Below are 21,833 nucleotides of genomic sequence, written 5' to 3'. Positions count from 1 at the left end.
GACCCAAGGATGAGGGGGGTTTTACCGTGTCGTGCGGTTTCGGTGGTGGCATGCGCGAAAGGGTGAAGTATCCGGCATGCTGACCCGTCGGGAGACGCAGACGTGACCACACCTGGAGATCCGAACCACCCCCGGCCGAACGACGGCGACGAGCCCGGCCGGCCGCCGCAGGAGGGCGAGCCCACCGGCAGGGCGCCCGGCGACTCCGGCACGGGCGCCAACGGGGAGGGCGGGGAGCCCGAGGAGCCGATCACGCCCGCGCCGCCGGTGGTTCCCCGGGAGGAGCCGCCGCGTCCGGGTGGGGAGCCGCTGAGGCCGTTCCACCCCGACCTGCCCACCTCACCCGAGACGCCGGGTCCGGCCGCGGCCCAGGAGCGCGACGCGGAGGAGACCCAGGCGTTCCCGATGCCCGGGGCGCGGCCGCCCTATCCGGGCTGGGAGCGCGACGGCGGGGAGCCCGGCGAGCCGAGGGCCACGACACCGTCGCGCTACGAGCCGGCGACCACGCCGCCGGAAGAGCCGCCGCCGTCATCGCAGGACGAGCGGCCGTCGTTCGCGCCTCCGGGTGCGCCGCCGCCGTCCGAGGGGACGCGTCCGCCGACGCCGCCTGGTGAGGGCGCCGGCCCGGCGTACGGGGAAGGCCGCCCGCAGCCCTCTGAGGAAGGTCCCGAGTGGCCGTTCGAGGAAGCCCGCCCGCGGCCGTCCGGTGAGGGCGCCGGGCCGCTGTACGGGGAAGCCCCTCCGCCCGGGTCGCCGTACGAGGGCGGGCCCAGGGCATACGGCGAGCAGCGGGACATTCCACCGAGGACCGAGCCCATTCCCGCCGTTCCTGGCACTTCGCCCTCCAGCCCGTACGGTGGCCCGCCCGGCGGCGGCGGTCCCCCCTACGGCCCGCCCCCGGGATACGGCCCCTACCAGACCGGCCAGCCCATCAAGCCGGGCAGCGGTCTGGCCACGGCCTCGCTGGTGCTGGGCGTCGCCAGCCCGTTCCTCGTCTTCGTCTGTTTCACCGGCCTGCTCACCGCGATCCTGTCGATCGTCTTCGGCAGCGTCGCGCTCAGCAGGGGCGTGGGCAAGGGCCGCGCCATCACGGGCATCGCGATCAGTGTCGTCGCCCTGATCATCTTCGCCATCGTGGCCATCTGGTTCTGGAATGTGGTCCAGGAGTGCGGCCACCTTCCCGGCCAGCTCGCCGACAAGTGCTTCGAGGACAAGTTCCCCTGGATGCGGCGTAACCCTTAGAGGGGGAGATGGCCGGACAGGTCGGCACGGGCGCCGCTCGCCGAGACGGCGCCCTTCGCCATGGCCTCGGCCCACGTGAGGCGGCCCAGCGCGAGCTCGATCCAGGTGCGGCCGTCCGTCTCCACGACGTTCGGGGGAGTGCCGCGCGTGTGGCGTGGCCCCGCGATGGCCTGTACGGCCGCGTAGGGCGGCACGCGCACCTCCACCGTCCTCCCGGGTGCGGCGGTCGCCAGCCGGTCGAGCAGGTAGCGCACGGCCTGCCGGGCCGCGTCCCGCTCGGGCCGCAGGTCCCGCTCGTACGCGGCGAGCACGGCTGAGACCAGCGCACCGGCCAGTGCCGACGGCGGCCCGTCGAAGGGCGGTTCGTCCAGCGCCACGAGCTGGGCGTCCAGTGCGGCTCGCAATTTGTCTGGGTCCGGCTTCCTCGATGGCACCCCACCATTGTGTCCCCAGGAAGCGTTCATCGCGCTGGCGGTCGTCGTTCATCTGCGGTTTCGATGACGGTCGTAGCGTCCCCGCCGGAAGACCGTACATTTTTGGAGGACCTGTGGCGAACCGGCTGCAACCGCTGCTGCCCACGCATACATCTGGCCGATCGGCGATGACCTGCCGGTTCCGCTGCGGCAACGCTTGCGCGCACGACGTGGCCAACACCAGTGACAACCCCTACTTCGGTGACGTGGTCGCGCAGGCGATCTCCCGCAGGGGCATGCTCCGCGCCGGCACCCTGGGCGCCCTGGCCGCCGGGGTCGCCGGGGTCGGCCTCGCCGGAGCCGTGCCCGCCCTGGCCGAGCCCACGGAGCCGGAGGCCGAACTCTTGGGGCACTCCTCGGGGGACATCCGCTTCACCCCCGTGCCGCCGAACAAGGAGGACGCGCTGCGCGTCCCCGACGGTTACACCTCGGCCGTCGTCGCGCGCTGGGGCGACCCCGTGACGGCCGACGCGCCCGCGTTCGACTTCGACCACCAGAGCGCCGAGGCGCAGTCGAAGCAGTTCGGGTACAACTGCGACTTCGTCACGCACTTCCCGATGGGCGCCAACCGCGGGCTGCTGTGGGTGAACCACGAGTACACCAACGAGAACCTGATGTTCCGCGGCTACACCACCGGCGCCGCCGCCACCGAGGAGCAGATCAAGATCGCGCTGGCCGCGCACGGCGGCTCGGTCGTCGAGATCGAGCGCGTACGCGGAACCGGCCAGTGGAAGCTGGTCACCACCGGCCGCAGGCGCTACAACCGGCGCGTCACCGCCCAGACGCCGATGCGCTTCAGCGGTCCCGCCGCGGGCAGCGACCCGCTCAAGACCGCCGCCGACCCGGAGGGCCGCACCCCCGTCGGCATGCTGAACAACTGCTCCGGTGGATCGACGCCGTGGGGCACGGTGCTGACCGCCGAGGAGAACATCGACCAGTACTTCGTCAACGGCGACAAGGTCCCGGCGGCGCAACTGCCGTACATCTCCCGCTACACGATCACCACCGGCACCCCGGCGAGCAGCCGCCGGTTCGACCGCGTCGAGGAGCGCTTCGACCTGGCCAAGCACCCGAACGAGGCCAACAGGTTCGGCTGGGTCGTGGAGATCGACCCGTTCGACCCCGACTCGACGCCGGTCAAGCGGACCGCGCTGGGCCGCCTGAAGCACGAGGCCGCCAACACCACGCTGGCCCGCGACGGCCGCGTGGTCGTGTACATGGGGGACGACTCCCGCTTCGAGTACATCTACAAGTTCGTCTCGAAGAACCGCTACATCCCCGGCAACGACCGGCACAACCGGAACCTGCTCGACGAGGGCACGCTCTACGTCGCCAAGTTCACCGGTGACAGCCCCGCCGCCGAGATCGACGGGTCGGGCAAGCTGCCCTCCGACGGCGCCTTCGACGGCTCCGGCCAGTGGATCCCGCTGGTCTCGGGCGACAGGTCGTACGTGGACGGCATGACCGCCATCGAGGTGCTCGTCTACACCCGCGCCGCCGCCGACAAGGTGGGGGCGACCAAGATGGACCGCCCCGAGGACATGGAGCGCAACCCGGTCACCGGCGGCGTGTACGTGGCGCTGACCAACAACACCAACCGCACCGCGGCCCAGGTCGACGAGGCCAACCCGCGCCCGTCCAACAAGCACGGCCACGTGTTGGAGATCGTCGAGCGGCGCGACGACGCGGGAGAGAAAACCTTCGCCTGGTCGCTCCCGCTGATCTGCGGCGACCCGAACGACCCCGCGACCTACTTCGCCGGCTACGACAAGACGAAGGTCTCGCCGATCTCCTGCCCGGACAACGTGGCCTTCGACCGTGACGGCAACCTCTGGATCGCCACCGACGGCAACCAGCTCGGCAGCAACGACGGTATGTTCGTCATGCCGGTGCGCGGCAAGGAGCGCGGGCACCTGCGCCAGTTCCTCACGGTCCCGCTCGGCGCTGAGACCTGCGGGCCGATGGTCACCCCGGACCAGCGCAGCGTGTTCGTCGCGGTGCAGCACCCGGGCGAGCTCGACGGCGCCACCCCGGACAAGCCGGCCAGCCACTGGCCCGACGGTGACCAGCCGCGTCCGTCGGTCGCCGTCGTCTGGCACGCCAAGGGACAGAAGGTCGGCGCTTGACCTGAAGTTAAGTTGAGCTCCTAAGCTGCCATGCATGAGCATGGAAATGACCGCATGGCATCAGCTGTACTCGCTGAACAATCAGACGGAGCGTCGCCCGCTGTCCAGGGCGACGCTCCGTCGCGTCGCCGCGTTCGCCCGCCCGCATCGGCGAAGAGTGGTGCTCTTCCTGGTGTTAAGCGTGGTGATGGCGGCCTTGGCGGTGGTCTCGCCCGTTCTCGCGGGGCGGGTCGTCGACGCGATCGTCAAGGGTGAGACGTTCGGCCTCGTGGCCGGGCTGGCCGGATTGATCGCGGTGCTCGCCCTGGCGGAGGCCGGGCTCGGGCTGCTGACCAGATGGCTGTCGGCGGGGCTCGGCGAAGGGCTGATCCTCGACCTGCGCACCGCGGTCTTCGACCACGTGCAGCGGATGCCGATCGCCTTCTTCACCAGGACCCGCACGGGCGCCCTGGTCAGCCGGTTGAACAACGACGTGATCGGCGCCCAGCGCGCCTTCACCGACACCCTGTCCAGCGTGGCGGGCAACGTCGTGACGCTCGTGCTGACCCTCATCGTGATGATCGGGATCTCCTGGCAGATCACGCTGCTCGCGCTGGTGCTGCTGCCGGTGTTCGTCCTGCCCGCCCGGCGGATGGGTACCAGGATCGCCCGGCTGAGGCGTGAGGCGGCCGACCACAACGCGGCCATGGGCACGCAGATGACCGAGCGCTTCTCCGCGCCAGGCGCGACGCTGGTGAAGCTGTTCGGCCGGCCCGCCCGTGAGTCGGCGGAGTTCGCGAGCCGGGCCAGGCGGGTGCGTGACATCGGCGTGCGTACGGCCATGACCCAGTCGGTCTTCGTCACCGCGCTCACCTTGGTCTCCGCGCTGGCCCTGGCCCTCGTGTACGGCCTGGGCGGCTTCTACGCCCTGCGCGACCAGCTCGACGCCGGCTCGGTCGTGGCGCTGGCGCTGCTGCTCACCCGCCTTTACGCACCGCTGACCGCGCTGGCCAGCGCCCGGATGGACGTGATGAGCGCGCTGGTCAGCTTCGAGCGGGTCTTCGAGGTGCTCGATCTCGAACCGCTCATCAAGGAACGGCCGGATGCGGTCCGTGTCCCCGACGGGCCGGTCTCGGTGGAGTTCGACGACGTGCGCTTCGCCTACCCCTCGGCCGACAAGGTCTCGCTCGCCTCGCTGGAGGAGGTCGCCGTGCTCGACACGCGCGGCGGGGCCGAGGTGCTGCACGGCGTCTCCTTCACTGCCGAACCGGGCCAGATGGTCGCCCTCGTGGGCTCCTCGGGCGCGGGCAAGTCGACGATCGCCCAGCTCCTGCCGAGGCTGTACGACGCCGACTCCGGGTCGATACGGATCGGCGGCGTGGACGTGAAGGACCTGACCGCCGACTCGATCCGCGACACGCTCGGCATGGTGACCCAGGACGGGCACCTGTTCCACGAGACGATCAGGGCCAACCTGCTGCTGGCTCGGCCCGAGGCCGACGAGGACGAGCTGTGGGAGGTGCTCGGCCGGGCCAGGCTGGCCACGCTGATCGAGTCCCTGCCCGACGGCCTCGACACCGTGGTCGGCGAGCGCGGCTACCGGCTGTCGGGCGGCGAGCGCCAGCGGCTGACGATCGCCCGGCTGCTGCTGGCCAGGCCCAGGGTGGTGATCCTGGACGAGGCCACCGCGGCGCTCGACTCCACCTCGGAGGCGGCCGTGCAGGAGGCGCTGGGCGAGGCCCTGCAGGGCAGGACCGCCGTGGTGATCGCGCACCGCCTCTCCACGATCCGCGCGGCCGACGTCATCCTGGTGATCGAGGACGGGCGGGTGGCCGAGCGGGGCACGCACGCCGAACTGCTCGCCGCCGGGGGCCGTTATGAGGAGCTGTACCGGACCCAGTTCGCCGACCCGCTGATCGAGGAGGTCATCGGTGAGCCTGTCGCCGCAGGCTAACCGGTTGTCACGCGCTCCTGCCGGGCGGCCCGGGGCTGGTCCGTCCGGCCGCTCGTACGGCGGGTGCGCAGGGCGTACAGGCTGACCGGGACCGCCGCCAGGACGAGCACGGCCGCCAGCACCAGCGTGAACTGGTAGGCGTCGAGGAAGGCGATCAGCGGCGGCCGGTCGCTGGCGCTCTGCCTGGAGTTCAGGATGGCGCCCAGGACGGTGATGCCGAGCAGCCCGAACACCTCGCGTGACACGTTCAGGACCCCGGAGGCCACGCCCGACCTGCCCGCGGGCATTCCGGTGAGGATCGCCGAGGTCAGGGGCACCAGCAGGCCGCCGCCCAGGCCGTACAGGAGGAACCAGGGCAGGACGTCGCCGTACTCGCCGTCGGCGCCGATCCCGGAGAGCATGAGGATGCCGCCGCCCATCAGGGCCATGCCGAGCGCGACGGTCGGGCCGATGCCCAGCCGCGCGCTGATCCGCTGCGAAAGGATCGCCATGACCGCCATGAGCAGGGCCATCGGCACGAACGCGGCGCCGGCCTCGGTGGGGGAGAAGGCCAGCACGTTCTGCAGCCAGAGGGCGCTGAAGAAGTAGATGCCGAACACACCGAACGACCAGATGCCCATGGTGACCAGGCCGCCGCTGAACGCCCTGGCCCGGAACAGCGACAGGTCGATCATCGGCTCCGCGGCCCGCGCCTCGACGAGCAGGAACGCCAGCGCCGCCGCGAGCGAGAGGCCGAAGGCGGCCAGGATCTCCGGTGAGGTCCATCCGGCGCCGTCACCCTCGATCAGCGCGTACGTCAGAGCGAACAACGCGAGCGCCGAGGTGGCCAGGCCCGCCAGGTCGAGGCTGCGCCGTACCCGGGTGAAGGCGGGACGGACGGCCCAGAGCGCGAGACCCAGCGTGAAGCTCCCGATCGGCACGTTGATCAGGTAGATCCAGCCCCAGTGCAGGTGCTCGCTGATGAAGCCGCCGGTCACCGGGCCGAGCGCCATCGACAGCGCGCCGGAGGCGCTCCAGATGCCCACGGCCCGGCCACGCTCGCCCGGGTCGGGGAAGATCTGCGTCAGCAACGCGAGCGCCGTCGGCGTGAGCAGCGCCGCGCCGAACCCCTGCACCGCGCGGGCGGCGATCAGCGTGGTGCCGTCACCGGCCAGCCCGGCGGCGAGGGACGACAGCGTGAAGATCACCAGGCCGGTCGTGAAGACCCGCCTGGCGCCGAACACGTCTGCCAACCGGCCGCCGACCAGCATGAGCCCGGCGAACACCAGGATGTAGCCGCTCACGATCCACTCCAGGCCGGAGATCGTCAGCCCGAGCTCTCGCTGGATCGTCGGCAGCGCGACGTTGGCGAGGTTGTTGTCGAGGTAGGTCATGAATGTCCCGAGCGTCACCGCGGTGAGCGCCCACCAGCGCCGGTCCATGTTCGTCTCCTATACGCCGTAATTGTACGTCGTATAGTGAACTTGTACGGCGTATAGTTGTCAACCGTGATGGGAAAACTGACCGCGAGGGCCATCGTCGAGCGGGCCCTGGAGATCGGCGACGCCGAAGGACTCGACGCCGTGACGATCAGGCGCCTGGCGGCCGACCTGGGCGTGACGCCGATGGCCCTCTACTGGCACTTCAAGAACAAGGACCAGCTGCTCATCGGCATGGCGGACCACCTGATCCTGGACTTCGTGGTCAAGGACGGCGAGGACCGCCCGTGGCGCGACCGGCTGAGAGAGCTGGTGGAGGGCCTGGTCCGGGTCCTGCGCACCCACCCTTGCGCGAAGAACGTGCTGGAGCAGGTGGACCAGGGCGCGGTGCCCAGCTTCCTCGCGGTCTGGGACCAGGCACTCGGCCTGGCTCGGACGGCGGGGTTCACCGTGGAGGAGTGCTGCCTGATCTCCAAGTATCTGCTGCAGAGCGCCATCTCCATCGCCGACGCCCCGGTCCACTTCCGGTCCGGCCACACCTCCGAGGAGATCGCCGAGATCGTCCGGGTGAAGCGCGTGGGCCTGCAGTCACTGCCGGCGGAAAAGTACCCGAACCTGGTGGAGATGGCGGGCCCCATGGTCGAGGGGATGACCGCCGACTTCTACGACTCGTTCGGCGTGGACCTGGTGATCGGCGGCGTGGAGGCGCTGGCGGCCAAGCGTTAAGGTGCTGACCATGGCATTCGAGCTGGTCTGCGAGATCGAACCCCCCACGAAGCCTGATCTGAAGCACGTCCGGCACCAGATCGGCACGATGAGCAAGATCGCGCACTCGTTCCTCATCCCCGACAACCACATCGGCCGGGCGACCGTGTCCAGCGTGGCCGTCGCGCACGAGGTCGAGGCGATGGGCGGGCGGAGCATCGCCTGCCTCAACTCCCGTGACCGCAACCTGCTCGGGTTCCGGCGCGACCTGCTGACGGCTGCGGCCTATGGGGTGGACCAGTTCCTGTTCGTCTACGGTGACAAGCCGGCGAGCGGCGGCCGGACCAGTGACCTGACCGTGCGTTCGATGATCGACGAGGCCAGGGACTTCGACGCCGGGTTCCGCGTCGGCGCGGCGGCCGGGCTGCGTCCGCTGCCCGCCTGGAAGCGCGCGGCCGACTTCCTGTTCCTCCAGGTCGGTTTCTCATTGGAGGCCCTGCTGCGCTGGCGCGAGGCCAACCAGGTCGACGTGCCGGTCTACGCGGGCGTGATGGTCCTGGCCAGCGAGCGCCACGCCGGCGCCCTGGCCGCGGCCATCCCCGACATCGCCATCCCCGACCGGCTGATCCGCGCGGTGGCCGCCGACCGGATGGCGGGCGTGGAGGCGGCCTGCGAGCAGGTCCTGGCCATCCGCGACTCGGGCGCCTTCGACGGCGTCCACCTGATCCCGGTCAGCCGCTACCGCGACGTCGAATCGAGGCTGGCCACCGCGCTCTGAGACCGGGCCAGGGAGGCGAACAACGTGCCGGTCAGGGCGACGGCGAACAGTAGCGCGTACGTCCGCTCGAACCCGTGCATCACCTGCCCCACCGCCACCGGCGACAGCTTGGCCAGCGTCCCCGCGTACACCTGGGCCCGTTCGACGGGGCCGACCGAGCCGGCCAGGACGCTCAGGGACGCGCCCACGCTGATCACGATCCCCATGTTCATGATCATCACCCGGAACCCGTTCACCACCCCCAGACTGCCGCGCGGCAGGGCCCGCATGACCTGCGTGGTGTTGCCGGTCAGGAATGTGCCGCTCCCGCACCCGGCCACGAACAGACCGACCCCGATGATCCAGTACGGCGTGGCGGGATCGGCCGTCAGCATCAGGATGCCGAGGCCCAGGGCGCTCATCAGCGTGCCGCCGATCGACAGGAAGTACGGGGAGATCTTCAGCGAGCCCGCGAGCGGCGAGGCCAGGGCCATGCCGACCGGCACCGGCAGCACGCTCAGCCCGGCCGTGAAGGCGTCCACGCCCCTGGCCGCCTGGAAGTACAGCGCCACGACCAGGATCAGCGCCGCGCGGGCCAGCGCGTTGCAGAAGGAGGCCAGGTTCGCGAAGGCCAGCAGTCGCCCGCCGAACAGCCGCAGGTCGAGCACCGGATGCGCGGCCCGGCGCTCCACCAGCACGATCAGCGGCACCAGCACCGCGAACACCGCCGCCCCGATCAGCACGGCAGGACTCGACAGCCCGGCGGAACCCGCCTCGGACAGGGCGATCAGCGCGGCCGAGAGCGCGGCGAACAGCAGCGCGTTGCCCAGCGCGTCCACCGGTTCACGTGGGCCCCGGGGCATCTTGCGCAGGACGACCGCGCCCCAGCTCAGAGCGATCAGGCCGGCCGGCACGTTCACCCAGAAGATCCACTGCCAGCCGGCCGTCTCCGCGATGAGGCCGCCCAGCGTCGGCCCGGCGAGCTGTGCCACGGACAGGGTGCCGATGTAGACGCCCATGCCCTGGCTAAGCCGGTCGGGCGGGAACGCGTCGGTGATGATGACCGTGCCGTTGGCCAGGATCATCGCGGCCCCGATCGCCTGCAGCACGCGCATGGCTACCAGGAACCACACGCCCGGCGACAGCCCGGCCAGCAACGAAGCTACGGTGAACAGGGCGAACCCCGTCAGGTAGATCTCCCGCCTGCCGAGCAGGTCGGCCACCCGCCCGAAGAACACCAGGCTCGCGGTGTTGACCAGCAGGAACGACAGCAGGATCCAGCCCGACTCGAACGCGCCGGCGTGGAAGTGCCGCACCACCGAGGGGAGCGCGACGTTCAGCGTGCTGCCGGCGATGCCGATGAGGACGAGCCCCAGGCTCGTCACGGAACACACGCGCCAGGCATAGCGGAGACGGCTGTCGTAATCGGGGGAGACCGCGACCATGCCCTCCACTATGACGTACGACGTACGTCCGATTTGTCGCAGGTGGTCACCTGGCCCGCTTGCGCAGCCCTTCGAGATCGTGGATCACCACGCGCCGCCGCCCGGTCTCGATCAGCCCGCGGTCGCGCAGCGTCCGCAGCGCCTTGCTGACCGCCTCGCGCGAGGCCCCGGTCCACCCGGCCAGCTCGTCCTGCGAGAGCGGCAGCGCCACGCGTACGCCGCTGTTGGTCTTCTCGCCGTAGCGCTCGGCCAGCTCGATCAGCCTGGTCGCCACCCGGCCCGTGGTGTCGAACGCGCCGTACTCGATCCGCTTCCTGTCGGCGTCGCGCAGCCGCCCCGTGACGAGCTGCATGAGCAGTACGGCGATACGCCCGTGATCCTGCAGGAACGCGGGGAAGTCGCGGATCACCATGCCCGCGATCGGTTCCAGCGCGGTGACCGTGGCCGAACGCGGGGAGCCGTCGATGGCCGACATCTCACCGAGCAGCGCGCCCGGCCCACGTACGGCCAGCACGACCTCGGTGCCGCTGCTCGTGTGCGACGACACCTTCACCCGGCCCTCGGTCAGTACGAGCACCCAGTCGGAGGTGTCGCCCTCGCTCATCACGGTCGTTCCGCGATCCCACCTGCGCGGACGTCCCGCGGTGCGCATCTCCTCGACATCGTCGGCTGTGAGCATGGAGAGGAACTCGCCGGGATCTGGGTTCATGCGCCGATTATGTCGGTACGAACACCGCCCATCTAGGTCAATGACGTCAGAACGTAGGCGTCCACGAGTTCTTCCTTGCCCTTGAGGCTCAGCTTTCCCAGCGGGTTCACCGTGACGCCGACGCCCAGTTGCTTGCGGGTCGTCTCGCCGATCACCACCGTGCCCGGTTCGGCCAGGCCCTGCAGCCTGGCGGCCACGTTCACGCAGTCGCCCATCGCGTTGAAGCCGCGCAGCTCCGGGCTGCCGATGTTGCCGACCAGGGCGGGACCGGTGTTGACGCCGACGCGGAACGTCGGCCACGCCTCCGCGTCCTCCCGCTTCCAGGCGATCTCCTCGGCCACCTCGGCGGCGGCCTCCTGCATGGCCAGGGCCGCCCGGCAGGCCGCCCTGGCGTGGCCGGTCTGCGTGGCCGGGGCGTTGAACAGGGCGAGCAGCGCGTCACCGACGAACTGCACGATCGTGCCGCCGTTGGTCAGGATGCAGGGCACCGCGGCCGTGTGATAGCGGTTGAGCATCTCGACGATCTCGCCGGGCGTGACCCGCTCCGAGAACGTGGTGAAGCCCTTGAGGTCGGCGAAGAGCGCGGTGAGCTCCTTCATCTGGCCGCCGAGCGCCGCCTGGGCGGGGTCGGCGAGCAGGGCGGCGGCCACGTCGGGCGACATGTACTGCCGGAACAGCGTGTTGAGCTCCTGGTAGAGACGGGCGTTCTCGAGAGAGATCGAGAGCTGCCCGGCCAGGGTGGCGGCCAGCGCCTCGTCCTGCGACGTGCGGCCGACCGGCACCTCCAGCACGCCCGCCAGGTGGCCCTTGACGGTCAGCGGGAAGGCGAACAGGTTGTCGCGTCTGATCGGGGCGTCTCCGGAGAACTCGTACTCGCGCGAGCCGATCTGCGTCCTGCCGTCGGCGATCAGGCCGATCCGTACGTCGCCGTACGCCTGGCGGACGCGTTCCAGCGCGGTGGCCAGGAGGTCGGTCTCGGACTGGTGCACGCGGGTCTGGGCGCTCACCGCCACCAGGGCGCCTAAGCGCTGGGAGAGCTCGCGCTCGCTGGCCAGCGCCTCGCCGGCCCGGTCGAGAATCGCGGTCTGCCCCTCGGTGAGCCGGAACTTGCCCGACAGCCGGGTCGCCGCCAGCGGCTCGCCGCGCCGTACGTGCTCGACCAGCTCCTCCAGGACCTCGTCGTACTGCCGCTGGATGCGGGCCACGGTCGCCGACAGCGCCACCGAGTCGAACAGGCCGGCGCTCGACCCCTCACGCATGAACTGCAGGTACGCGCTGTAGGCCACGAAGACGAAGGCCAGCGTCAGCAGGATGTGCCACTCCCACCAGGACAGGTGCCAGTTGAGCTGCGACATCCCGGCGATCATGGCCTCGGCGAGCAGCGCGTAGGCGGTGATCAGGCTGACCAGCATGGCCGACGGCCGCTGCCTGTGCAGCTGGTACATCATCACGCTCGCTGCCCCGTACAGGCCCAGGCCCGGCAGCGACAGCCAGACGAGCCAGTCGACCGGCTCCTTGAGAGGCGGCTCGCTGAGCGGCGTCAGCCCGGGGATCAGCGAGGCCACTCCCCAGAGGATCATGAACCCGAAGAGCACGCCTCGGATGACGTGCTGGGACTTCAGTATGGTCTGCGCCGCCCGCTCGCCCAGCGGAAAGGCCGAGACGAACGCGAACGCCGAGGCGATCGTGAGCCCGACCTGCTGCCCGAGGTCGAACCCCATCGATCCGGTCGGCAGGATGACCTGCGGCGTGGCCAGGCCGTGCAGGAAGAAGAACCCGGCGCTGGCCAGGAACACCATGGAGACCAGGAAGAGCCGGGCGTCCTGCCGTCTGCGCGACGCCTCGCTGATCATCGTGCCCAGCACCACGTTGATGCCGGCCACCGCGATGATCATCCAGAAGTGGCTGGAGTGGTGCTCCCACATGATGTTGAGGTGGTCCTGGGCCAGGAGCAGCCAGAGGCCGAGCAGTGGCAGGACCAGATGGATGGCCCAGACCACCCCGCGCACCGGCTGCGTGGCAGGAGGGAGGTAGGTACTGGCGGTCGGCAAGGTCATCCTCCGTGGAATACGTGCGCCCCCGAACAGTCCCGATTATCCACGGCCGACAAGGCCCGCCAATGCGTCCTTTTACCCACAGCCGACTTTCATGACTCGTCAAGTAGCGTCATACGCATTGTCGCGTGATGAACACGTTATGTAGTTCTTGTCATCCTTTGGAACGTTTGAAACGTGAATCTCATGCTCACCCTGAGCAACACACGTTCCTCGGAGGAAAACCCGTGGCCATCAAGATTCGCGGTGGGCGCACGCTCACCCTCGCCACTGTCGGAGCGCTGGCCGTCTCGCTCCTCGCCGTCGGCGGAGTCGCCACCGCGTCGTCGGCGGAAGAGGTGTACGCCTGCGTGCACAAGAAGTCGCGGTACGTCCGCATCGTCAACCCCACCACTCCGTGCAAGAAGACGGAGATCCGGATGGTGATCGGCGGCGGCGGTCAGTCGACGACCACGATCACGGAGGGCACCAAGGGCGACACCGGCCCGCAGGGCCCGAAGGGTGACACCGGCCTCCAGGGCAGGCAGGGCTTCCCCGGCAAGAACGGCAAGAACGGCCTGCCGGGCAAGGACGGCCTTCCGGGTAAGAACGGCATCGACGGCAAGGACGGCCTCCCTGGCAAGGACGGCAAGGACGGTCTGCCCGGCAAGAACGGCACCGACGGCATCGATGGCAAGGACGGCAAGGACGGCCTTCCGGGCAAGGTCGGCGCCGACGGCAAGGACGGCAAGGACGGCCTGCCTGGTAAGGACGGTAAGGACGGTAAGGACGGCGTCGACGGCAAGAACGGGCTGCCGGGCAAGGACGGCGCCGATGGCAAGAACGGCAAGGACGGCCTGCCCGGTAAGGACGGCAAGGACGGCAAGGACGGTGCCGACGGTAAGGGCATCACCTACACGACCTACACCCGTTCGAGCTCCTTCAGCTCGGGCAGCGGCTCCGTCTCCTGTTCCAGCGGCGACGTGGCGACCGGCGGCGGCTTCACCATCAGCGGCAGCGGCAACGTCACCAGCAGCGCCCCCAGCGGCGGCTCGGGCTGGTCGGTCACCGCAGTCAAGGACGACAACAACAACATGGCCACCCAGAACAGCGGCAACCACGGCATAAGTGGCACCGTCTACGTGGTCTGCCTCAAGAAGTCCTGACTGAACGACGAGGGCCGGTACGGCAGCACCCCGTACCGGCCCTCGCGGAAACCTCAGCCGAACAGCGCGGGCAGCGTGCCGGAGTGCGTCTCGCGCAGCTCCGCGACCGGCACCTCCAGCACCCCCTCCACCACCAGCGACGTGCCGCCGGTGGTGCCGAGGCCGTAGCAGGGCACCTCGTGGTCGGCGCAGAGCGCGGCGAACCGGTCGAACGCCTCCGGCCGGATCACCACCAGCGCGCGCGCCGACGACTCGCTGAACAGGCCGGTGAACGCGTCGCCGCTCAGCGCCACCGTCGCTCCGATGCCCCGCGCCAGGCAGGACTCGGCGAGCGCGATGGCCAGGCCACCGTCGGACAGATCGTGGGAGCCCTCGACGAGCCCCAGCGCGGCGGCCTCCACCAGCACGGTGGCCATGGCCTGCTCGGCCGCCAGGTCGGCCTCGGGCGGCAGGCCACCGAGGTGGCCGTGGGCGACGTGCGCCCACTCCGAGCCGCCGAACTCCTCCTTCGTCTCACCGAGCAGCGCGATGCGCAGGCCCTCGGCGACGAACCCGGTGGCGACCCGCTTGGCCACGTCGTCGATCACGCCGAGCACGCCCACGACCGGGGTCGGGTGGATCGGGGTCGAGCCGGTCTGGTTGTAGAAGGAGACGTTGCCGCCGGTGACCGGCACGCCGAGGGTCCGGCAGGCGTCGGCGAGCCCGCGTACGGCCTCGGCGAACTGCCACATGACCTCGGGGTCCTCGGGCGAGCCGAAGTTGAGGCAGTTGGTGACGGCCAGCGGGCGGGCCCCGGTGACGGCGACGTTGCGGTAGGCCTCGGCCAGCGCGAGCTGGGCGCCCGCGTAGGGGTCGAGCCGCGCGTAGCGGCCGTTGCCGTCGGTGGCCAGGGCGATGCCCCTGGTCGTCGGCTCGGCCCCGGCCATGATCTCGGAGATGCGCAGCATGCCGGCGTCGGCGGGCTGGGCGAGCACGGTGTTGGACCGGACGTAGCGGTCGTACTGGGAGGTCACCCACTCCTTCGACGCCAGGTTCGGCGAGCCGAGCAGCTCCAGGAGGGTGGCGCGCAGGTCGGCGGGCCGGTCGAGGCGGTCGGGGGTGTCGGCGTTGAGCGCCTGCTGCCCGGCGGGCTCGTGGAACGGCCGCTCGTAGACCGGGCCGTCGTCGGCGGCGGTGCCGGGCGGGATGTCGACGATCGTCTCGCCGTCCCAGGTCATCACCAGCCGGCCGGTGTCGGTGACCTCGCCGATCACGGTGGCCGGGACATCCCACTTCTGGCAGATCGCCATGAACGCCGAGATGTCCGACGGCCGGACCACGGCCATCATCCGCTCCTGCGACTCGCTCATCAGGATCTCCTCGGGCCTGAGCGAGGGATCGCGGAGCGGGACCAGGTTGAGGTCGACGTGCATGCCGCCGGTGCCCTTGGCGGCCAGCTCGGTGGTCGCGCACGAGACGCCGGCCGCGCCGAGGTCCTGGATGCCCACGACCACGTCGGCCGCGTACAGCTCCAGGCAGCACTCGATGAGCAGTTTCTCCATGAACGGGTCGCCCACCTGCACGGCGGGCCGCTTGGCGTGCGACTCGTCCTCGAAGGTCGCCGAGGCGAGCACCGACGCGCCGCCGATGCCGTCGGGCCCGGTCGAGGCGCCGAACAGCACCACCTTGTTGCCCGGCCCCGGCGCGGTGGCCAGCTTGATCTGGTCCTTGCGCAGCAGGCCCACGCAGAGCGCGTTGACCAGCGGGTTGCCGATGTAGCAGGGGTCGAAGACGACCTCGCCGCCGATGTTGGGCAGGCCCAGGCAGTTGCCGTAGCTGCTGATGCCCTCGACCACGCCGGGCAGCACGCGCCGGGTGTCGTTCTGGTCGGCCCCGCCGAAGCGCAGCGCGTCCATGACCGCGATCGGGCGGGCGCCCATCGACATGATGTCGCGGACGATCCCGCCCACGCCGGTCGCGGCGCCCTGGTGCGGCTCCACGTAGGACGGGTGGTTGTGCGACTCGATCTTGAAGGTGGCGGCCCAGCCGTCGCCGATGTCGACGACGCCGGCGTTCTCGCCCATGCCGACGAGCAATGCGTCGGACTTGGGGGCCTTGGTGGCGAACTGCCGCAGATGCACCTTGGACGACTTGTACGAGCAGTGCTCGGACCACATGACGCTGTAGATGGCCAGCTCGGAGCCCGTGGGACGGCGGCCGAGGATCTCCTTGACCCGGTCGTACTCCTCCTGCTTCATCCCCAGCTCGGCGAACGGCATCGGCTCGGCGGGTGTCTCGACGGCCCGCTTGACGCTGTCGGTGCTCACGCGTTCACCAGCTTCTTGAGGATGGAGGTGAAGAAGCCGAGCCCGTCCGTGCTCGGCGCGCCGACCAGGTTTTCGACGGCGTGCTCGGGGTGCGGCATGAGGCCGACCACGTTGCCCGCCTCGTTACGGATGCCGGCGATGTCGTTGAGGGAGCCGTTGGGGTTGCCGAGGTAGCGCACGACCACGCGGTTGTCCGCTTCGAGCGCGGCGAGCGTCTCGGGGTCGGCGACGTAGCGGCCTTCGCCGTGCTTGATGGGTAGCACGACCTCCTGGCCGGGCTCGAACGAGTTGGTCCAGGGCGTGCCGGTCGCCTCGACGCGGAGCCGCTGGTCACGGCAGACGTAGTGCAGCGACGCGTTGCGCGTCAGCGCGCCCGGCAGCAGGTGCGCCTCGCACAGGATCTGGAACCCGTTGCACGTGCCGAGCACGGGCAACCCCTCACGGGCCGCCGGGACGAGCTCCCGCATCAGCGGGGCGAACCGGGAGATGGCGCCACACCGCAGGTAGTCACCGTAGGAGAAGCCGCCGGGCAGGAAGACGGCGTCCACACCCTTGAGGTCGTGGTCGGCGTGCCACAGCGGAACGGCTTCCGCGCCGGACAGTCTGATCGCTCTGGCGGCGTCCTGGTCGTCGAGAGTTCCTGGAAAGGTGACTACCCCCACGCGGGCGCTCATGTCTTGCGTCTCCTCCAGCGTTTCGTGGTGTGCACAGCAAGGCTATCTGGTGCTCGTCCATGCCACTCAACGGCGTCATCACACCCACGCGTGGAGACGGGCCGTCGGGACGGCCCGTGGCGGGGTTGAGAGTCGGCTAGACCGCGGCCAGCTCGCGGGAGCGGCGGTTCGCCGTTTCCTCCCAGGCGAGGGTCTTGCGGAGGTGGACCGTGGTGCCACGGCCGGGAGTGATGCCGAAAGAGATCTCATCCACGACCGAGCGCATGATCAGCAGGCCGCGGCCGTTCTCGGTGTCGGGGGGTGGAAAGGTCAGGGGCATCGAGGGGATGCCGACCCCGTTGTCGACAACGCGTACATCGCAGCGGCCGGAGCCGATCGAGGCCGTGACCTCGTAACGGTTGGCCGGGCCGCCGTGGCGTACCGCGTTGGAGCACGCCTCGGAGACCGCGAGCAGCATGTCGGAGATGCACGCCTCGCTCACGTTGAGCGAACGCATCGCATCTCCCAGCACTCGCCTGACCATCGGTATGCCGATCGCATCCCGGGGCAGCGCCAACGAGAACTCAATATCCACCGGACTCCTCCGGGCTCCGGAATGTCACCTGGAGTAGGTTTCCCCGTGAAATCGGGGCTAACCGCAAAATCACGTTGTTGTTATTTACTGTTGGCAAGCTCGTGGCATTGTGGCACGCCCGAACCCGACTTTAGCCGGTCGCGGGTATTTCCAGGCGTCAAATGTGCCGTTCTACTGTTCGACGCGCACGGTGTAGTCCTCGATGACGGTGTTGGCCAGCAGGGTCTCGGCCATCTTTCGGACGTCCGCGAGTGCCGCCTCGTCGGCCGGCCCCTCCAGGTCGACCTCGAAGCGCTTGCCCTGGCGTACGGCTGCGACTCCGGAGAAGCCCAGCCTGGGCAGTGCGCGGGCGATGGCCTGGCCCTGCGGATCGAGAATCTCGGGCTTCAGCATGACGTCTACGATGACGCGCGCCACTGCGTTCCTCCTGGGTGCGGCGGGAGATGGGAAAGCCAGCCTACCGGCGCGTGTGGCAGGCAACACAACGGGAAGTGGGAGGGCATGGGGCTTGCGCGAAGGGCCGTGACGTCTGCCACCATGTCCCCAAACGCGTACGAACCACCACCACATGGTCCGACGCTCGAAAGGCTGGCCTAAGGTGGCAACCCCATCGACCCCGGCCCTGACCGCACAGGAGTGGCACGTGACCGTCGACGCCTCTCGTGGTGCCCAAGCACCCCCGGAGCTCGTCCAGCTCCTCACCCCGGAGGGTGAGCGGGTCGAGCACCCCGACTACGACATCGATCTCAAGCCAGAAGAGGTCAGGTCCCTCTACCGCGACCTCACACTCGTCCGGCGCATCGACCTGGAGGCCGTCGCGCTGCAGCGGCAGGGCGAGCTCGGCATCTGGGCGTCGCTGCTCGGCCAGGAGGCCGCGCAGATCGGCTCCGGCCGGGCGCTGACCGACGCGGACATGGCCTTCCCCACCTACCGCGAGCACGGTGTGGCCTGGTGCCGTGACGTCGACCCGGTGAAGCTGCTCGGTCTGTTCCGCGGGGTGAACCATGGCGGATGGGACCCCAAGGAGCACAACTTCCACCTGTACACGATCGTGATCGGCAGCCAGACCCTGCACGCCGTCGGGTACGCGATGGGGATCCAGCGCGACGACGCGACCGCGGCCGTGATCGCCTACTTCGGCGACGGAGCCACCTCCCAGGGCGACGTGAACGAGTCGTTCATCTGGGCCAGCGTGTTCAACGCGCCGATCGTGTTCTTCTGCCAGAACAACCAGTGGGCCATCTCCGAGCCGCTGGAGAAGCAGAGCCGCATCCCCCTCTACCGCCGGGCCTCCGGGTTCGGCTTCCCCGGTCTCCGGGTCGACGGCAACGACGTGTTCGCCTGCCTCGCCGTGACCAGGCAGGCGCTCAAGAACGCCCGCGAAGGCCAGGGCCCGACGCTCATCGAGGCGTTCACGTACCGGATGGGCGCCCACACCACCACGGACGACCCGACGCGCTACCGCGTGGCGAGCGAGCTGGAGGCGTGGAAGCTCAAGGACCCGATCGAGCGGGTCAAGGCGTACCTGTTCAAGAACGAATTCGCCGACCAGGCCTTCTTCGACTCGGTCGAGGGCGAGGCCGACCAGCTCGGCGCCGACCTGCGCAGGCGCTGCCTGGCGATGCCCGACCCCGGACCGCTCGACATCTTCGACCACGTGTACGCCGAGCCGCACGCGCTGATCGACGAGGAACGCGCCCAGTACGCCGCCTACCTGGAAGGCTTCGAGTCATGAGCGTGCTCAGCCTGTCCAAGGCGCTCAACGAGGGCATGCGCAAGGCGATGGAGGACGACTCCAAGGTCCTCATCATGGGTGAGGACGTCGGCAAGCTCGGCGGCGTGTTCCGCGTCACCGACGGCCTGCAGAAGGACTTCGGCGAGGACCGGGTCATCGACACCCCGCTGGCCGAGTCGGGCATCATCGGCACCGCGATCGGCCTGGCGCTGCGCGGCTACCGGCCGGTGTGCGAGATCCAGTTTGACGGCTTCGTCTTCCCCGCGGCCGACCAGATCATCACCCAGCTCGCCAAGATGCCGATGCGCTCGCTCGGCGCGATCAAGCTGCCCGTGGTCGTCCGCATCCCCTGCGGCGGCGGCATCGGCGCGGTCGAGCACCACAGCGAGTCCCCCGAGGCCTACTTCACGCACACCGCCGGGCTGCGCGTGGTCGCCTGCTCCAACCCGGCCGACGCCTACACGATGATCCAGCAGGCCATCCGCTGCGAAGACCCGGTCATCTTCTTCGAGCCCAAGCGGCGCTACTGGGAGAAGGCCGAGGTCGACACCGTCGACACCGACTGGTGGCCACCCCTCGACCGGGGCCGGACCGTGCGCCAGGGCACCGACATCACGCTGATCGCCTACGGCCCGATGGTGAAGACCTGCCTGGAGGCCGCCACTGCCGCCGAGGCCGACGGGCGCTCGGTCGAGGTCATCGACCTGCGCTCGCTCAACCCGCTCGACACGCCGCTGGTCATGGACTCGGTACGCCGTACCGGCCGGGCCGTGGTGGTGCACGAGGCGCCGGTCAACAGCGGCTTCGGCGCCGAGCTGGCGGCCCGGATCACTGAGCAGTGCTTCTACCGGCTGGAGTCACCGGTGCTGCGCGTCGGCGGCTTCTCCACGCCCTACCCCCCGTCGAAGCTGGAGGAGCACTACCTGCCCGACCTGGACAGGGTGCTCGACGCCGTCGACCGTGCCTTCGGCTACTGAGGAGGGGCCTCATGCGACGTGAATTCAAGCTCCCCGACGTCGGCGAAGGCTTGACGGAGGCGGAGATCGTCCGCTGGCACGTCAAGGCCGGCGACGCGGTCAAGGTCAACCAGATCGTCGTGGAGATCGAGACGGCCAAGTCCATCGTCGAACTGCCGATCCCCTGGGACGGCGTGGTCTCCGGCCTGATGGCCGACGAGGGCCAGACGGTCGACGTCGGCCTCCCGATCATCGCCGTCGACACGGACGAGGCGGATGACGCCTCCGGCCAAGCGGCCGACACCTCCGGCCGGGCGGACGACGTTTCCGGAGAGGAGGCCGGCCGGATCGAGGCGCTGGCGGACGACCTGGTCCCGCGACCCCCGGCCGAGGGGGCCGTCGAACCCGGCGCCCACGGCAGCCCCGCCCCCAAGGAGGAACGCCAGGCGGTCCTGGTCGGCTACGGCGTCAAAACCGGCGCCACCAAACGCCGCCCCCGCAAATCCCGCCCCGACAAGCCCTCCGGCTCCGGCCAGTCGCCGGTGATCCCGGCCACTCCGGTCGCGAACCCGTCCCGCGTCGAGGTCTCCGCCGCACCTGGTGCCACTCCGGCGGGGATCGGCGCGCCTCGGGGTCCCGTGGGGGGCGGCGCGGCCCGCACGGACCTCAGCCCGTCGCAGGTCGCCGTCCTGGCCAAACCGCCGGTCCGCAAGCTGGCCAAGGACCTGGGCGTGAACCTGGCCGGCCTGGCGGGTTCGGGCCCCCACGGCTCGATCACCCGGGACGATGTCCACGCCGCCGTGGCGGGGCCCGCCCCTCAGGCGGCACCCCAGCAGGGCGAGGAGCGCATCCCCGTCAAGGGCGTCCGCAAGATGACCGCCCAGGCCATGGTGGCCAGCGCCTTCACCGCCCCGCACGTCACCGAGTTCCTCCAGCTCGACGTCACCGAGACCATGGACGCGGTCCGGCGTCTGCGCACTCTCCCGGACTTCGCCGAGGTCAAGGTCTCGCCGCTGCTCCTGGTCGCCAAGGCCGTGCTCACGGCCGCCAGGCGGCACCCGATGATCAACTCCTCGTGGGACGAGGCCGCTCAGGAGATCGTGGTCAAGCACTACGTCAACCTGGGCATCGCCGCCGCCACCCCGCGCGGTCTCGTCGTCCCCAACATCAAGTCCGCCCACCAGCTGTCCCTCCCCGAACTGGCCGCCGAACTGGGCCGGCTGGCGGAGACCGCCAGGGCGGGCCGCACCCAACCGGCCGAGATGGCGGGCGGCACGATCACGATCACGAACGTGGGCGTGTTCGGCGTCGACACCGGCACCCCGATCCTGAACCCGGGCGAGGCCGCCATCCTCGCCTTCGGCCAGATACGGGACATGCCGTGGGTGGTGGACGGCGAACTGGCGGTACGCAAGGTCACGACCCTGGCGCTCTCCTTCGACCACCGGATCGTGGACGGCGAGCTGGGGTCGCTGTTCCTGCGCGACGTCGGCGCCATGCTGGAGGACCCGCTCCGCATGCTCGCCTGGAGCTGAACCGGGGCGGGCGCGAAGGCCCGTTCGTCTGTGTGAGGACGGGCTT

General features: G+C 70.1%; 18 protein-coding genes. 9 read left to right on the top strand and 9 right to left on the bottom strand.

Translation table 11 applies throughout. The features are described from left to right. Positions 1-102 precede the first annotated feature (102 nt). Positions 103-1,242: a hypothetical protein gene (locus tag ACGFNP_RS59740; protein WP_393333914.1), complete on the top strand. Its 1,140-nt coding sequence runs from the start codon at positions 103-105 to the stop codon at positions 1,240-1,242. Here the strand turns inward: ACGFNP_RS59740 and ACGFNP_RS59735 are convergent. Beyond that, positions 1,239-1,676, bottom strand: coding sequence for a sterol carrier family protein (locus tag ACGFNP_RS59735; RefSeq protein WP_393333911.1), 438 nt, complete (start codon positions 1,674-1,676; stop codon positions 1,239-1,241). The two genes, ACGFNP_RS59740 and ACGFNP_RS59735, sit on opposite strands and share 4 nt — an antisense overlap. Before the next feature lie 167 nt (positions 1,677-1,843). Here ACGFNP_RS59735 and ACGFNP_RS59730 point away from each other — a divergent pair, with 167 nt between their 5' ends. Together ACGFNP_RS59730 and ACGFNP_RS59725 are read left to right on the top strand one after the other, a co-directional pair. Then, a complete protein-coding gene (locus ACGFNP_RS59730; protein ID WP_393334039.1) occupies positions 1,844-3,841 on the top strand; it encodes a PhoX family protein in 1,998 nt (665 codons plus the stop codon). A 34-nt stretch (positions 3,842-3,875) separates the two neighbouring features. Beyond that, on the top strand, positions 3,876-5,774 hold the full coding sequence (locus tag ACGFNP_RS59725; protein WP_393333908.1) for an ABC transporter ATP-binding protein: 1,899 nt from the start codon (positions 3,876-3,878) through the stop codon (positions 5,772-5,774). Here ACGFNP_RS59725 and ACGFNP_RS59720 read toward each other — a convergent pair. Then, a complete protein-coding gene (locus tag ACGFNP_RS59720) occupies positions 5,771-7,195 on the bottom strand; it encodes an MFS transporter (protein ID WP_358319336.1) in 1,425 nt (474 codons plus the stop codon). The two genes, ACGFNP_RS59725 and ACGFNP_RS59720, sit on opposite strands and share 4 nt — an antisense overlap. A gap of 69 nt (positions 7,196-7,264) precedes the next feature. On the opposite strand from ACGFNP_RS59720, the gene ACGFNP_RS59715 reads away from it, so the two are divergent. Together ACGFNP_RS59715 and ACGFNP_RS59710 are read left to right on the top strand one after the other, a co-directional pair. Next, positions 7,265-7,918, top strand: a complete 654-nt coding sequence (locus ACGFNP_RS59715; RefSeq protein ID WP_358320798.1) for a TetR family transcriptional regulator — start codon at positions 7,265-7,267, stop codon at positions 7,916-7,918. Between the two features lie 10 nt (positions 7,919-7,928). Then, positions 7,929-8,675, top strand: coding sequence for a methylenetetrahydrofolate reductase (locus tag ACGFNP_RS59710; RefSeq protein WP_358319333.1), 747 nt, complete (start codon positions 7,929-7,931; stop codon positions 8,673-8,675). Here ACGFNP_RS59710 and ACGFNP_RS59705 read toward each other — a convergent pair. Genes ACGFNP_RS59705 through ACGFNP_RS59695 form a run of 3 tightly spaced genes read right to left on the bottom strand, consistent with a single transcriptional unit; the run spans position 8,636 to position 12,859 of the window. Next, on the bottom strand, positions 8,636-10,099 hold the full coding sequence (locus ACGFNP_RS59705) for an MFS transporter (protein WP_393333905.1): 1,464 nt from the start codon (positions 10,097-10,099) through the stop codon (positions 8,636-8,638). The genes ACGFNP_RS59710 and ACGFNP_RS59705 overlap by 40 nt on opposite strands. A gap of 46 nt (positions 10,100-10,145) precedes the next feature. Continuing rightward, complete coding sequence (locus ACGFNP_RS59700; protein WP_358319327.1) at positions 10,146-10,808, bottom strand: Crp/Fnr family transcriptional regulator; 663 nt, start codon at positions 10,806-10,808, stop codon at positions 10,146-10,148. Between the two features lie 32 nt (positions 10,809-10,840). Further along, a complete protein-coding gene (locus tag ACGFNP_RS59695) occupies positions 10,841-12,859 on the bottom strand; it encodes an adenylate/guanylate cyclase domain-containing protein (protein ID WP_393333902.1) in 2,019 nt (672 codons plus the stop codon). 230 nt (positions 12,860-13,089) lie between these two features. Between ACGFNP_RS59695 and ACGFNP_RS59690 the strand changes: the two genes are divergently transcribed. Beyond that, the gene (locus tag ACGFNP_RS59690) at positions 13,090-14,007 is read left to right on the top strand and encodes a hypothetical protein (RefSeq protein ID WP_393333900.1); all 918 of its coding nucleotides are present in this window, start codon (positions 13,090-13,092) and stop codon (positions 14,005-14,007) included. A gap of 53 nt (positions 14,008-14,060) precedes the next feature. Here ACGFNP_RS59690 and purL read toward each other — a convergent pair whose 3' ends face one another. The 4 genes from purL to purS all read right to left on the bottom strand — a co-directional run bounded on the left by purL (position 14,061) and on the right by purS (position 17,978). Next, positions 14,061-16,265 carry a phosphoribosylformylglycinamidine synthase subunit PurL gene (purL, locus tag ACGFNP_RS59685; RefSeq protein ID WP_393334035.1) on the bottom strand — a complete coding sequence of 735 codons (2,205 nt, stop codon included), beginning with the start codon at positions 16,263-16,265 and terminating at the stop codon, positions 14,061-14,063. Between the two features lie 44 nt (positions 16,266-16,309). Further along, on the bottom strand, positions 16,310-16,987 hold the full coding sequence (gene purQ, locus ACGFNP_RS59680) for a phosphoribosylformylglycinamidine synthase subunit PurQ (protein ID WP_358319318.1): 678 nt from the start codon (positions 16,985-16,987) through the stop codon (positions 16,310-16,312). A 136-nt stretch (positions 16,988-17,123) separates the two neighbouring features. After that, positions 17,124-17,510, bottom strand: a complete 387-nt coding sequence (locus ACGFNP_RS59675) for an ATP-binding protein (RefSeq protein ID WP_219532620.1) — start codon at positions 17,508-17,510, stop codon at positions 17,124-17,126. Between the two features lie 222 nt (positions 17,511-17,732). Beyond that, entirely contained in the window at positions 17,733-17,978 is a 246-nt protein-coding gene (gene purS / locus ACGFNP_RS59670) for a phosphoribosylformylglycinamidine synthase subunit PurS (protein ID WP_358319312.1), read from the bottom strand. A gap of 226 nt (positions 17,979-18,204) precedes the next feature. Between purS and pdhA the strand changes: the two genes are divergently transcribed. From pdhA to ACGFNP_RS59655, 3 genes are read left to right on the top strand one after another with little or no spacing between them, the layout of a single operon-like run. After that, entirely contained in the window at positions 18,205-19,296 is a 1,092-nt protein-coding gene (pdhA, locus tag ACGFNP_RS59665) for a pyruvate dehydrogenase (acetyl-transferring) E1 component subunit alpha (RefSeq protein WP_358319309.1), read from the top strand. After that, positions 19,293-20,273, top strand: coding sequence for an alpha-ketoacid dehydrogenase subunit beta (locus ACGFNP_RS59660; protein ID WP_358319306.1), 981 nt, complete (start codon positions 19,293-19,295; stop codon positions 20,271-20,273). Before pdhA ends, ACGFNP_RS59660 begins: the two co-directional genes overlap by 4 nt. Before the next feature lie 11 nt (positions 20,274-20,284). Then, on the top strand, positions 20,285-21,787 hold the full coding sequence (locus ACGFNP_RS59655) for a 2-oxo acid dehydrogenase subunit E2 (protein ID WP_393333894.1): 1,503 nt from the start codon (positions 20,285-20,287) through the stop codon (positions 21,785-21,787). Positions 21,788-21,833 lie beyond the last annotated feature (46 nt).

The organism is Nonomuraea sp. NPDC049269 (genome assembly GCF_043197155.1).
Taxonomy (GTDB): Bacteria; Actinomycetota; Actinomycetes; order Streptosporangiales; family Streptosporangiaceae; genus Nonomuraea.
This window is presented reverse-complemented; position numbering and strand designations above follow the sequence as displayed.

Coding starts and splice junctions, on each gene's coding strand:
- ACGFNP_RS59730 (WP_393334039.1), top strand. CDS start 1,844: ATGACCTGCCGGTTCCGCTGCGGCAACGCTTGCGCGCACGACGTGGCC.
- ACGFNP_RS59725 (WP_393333908.1), top strand. CDS start 3,876: ATGAGCATGGAAATGACCGCATGGCATCAGCTGTACTCGCTGAACAAT.
- ACGFNP_RS59720 (WP_358319336.1), bottom strand. CDS start 7,195: ATGGACCGGCGCTGGTGGGCGCTCACCGCGGTGACGCTCGGGACATTC.
- ACGFNP_RS59715 (WP_358320798.1), top strand. CDS start 7,265: ATGGGAAAACTGACCGCGAGGGCCATCGTCGAGCGGGCCCTGGAGATC.
- ACGFNP_RS59710 (WP_358319333.1), top strand. CDS start 7,929: ATGGCATTCGAGCTGGTCTGCGAGATCGAACCCCCCACGAAGCCTGAT.
- ACGFNP_RS59705 (WP_393333905.1), bottom strand. CDS start 10,099: ATGGTCGCGGTCTCCCCCGATTACGACAGCCGTCTCCGCTATGCCTGG.
- ACGFNP_RS59700 (WP_358319327.1), bottom strand. CDS start 10,808: ATGAACCCAGATCCCGGCGAGTTCCTCTCCATGCTCACAGCCGACGAT.
- purL (WP_393334035.1), bottom strand. CDS start 16,265: ATGCCGTTCGCCGAGCTGGGGATGAAGCAGGAGGAGTACGACCGGGTC.
- purQ (WP_358319318.1), bottom strand. CDS start 16,987: ATGAGCGCCCGCGTGGGGGTAGTCACCTTTCCAGGAACTCTCGACGAC.
- ACGFNP_RS59675 (WP_219532620.1), bottom strand. CDS start 17,510: ATGGTCAGGCGAGTGCTGGGAGATGCGATGCGTTCGCTCAACGTGAGC.
- ACGFNP_RS59660 (WP_358319306.1), top strand. CDS start 19,293: ATGAGCGTGCTCAGCCTGTCCAAGGCGCTCAACGAGGGCATGCGCAAG.
- ACGFNP_RS59655 (WP_393333894.1), top strand. CDS start 20,285: ATGCGACGTGAATTCAAGCTCCCCGACGTCGGCGAAGGCTTGACGGAG.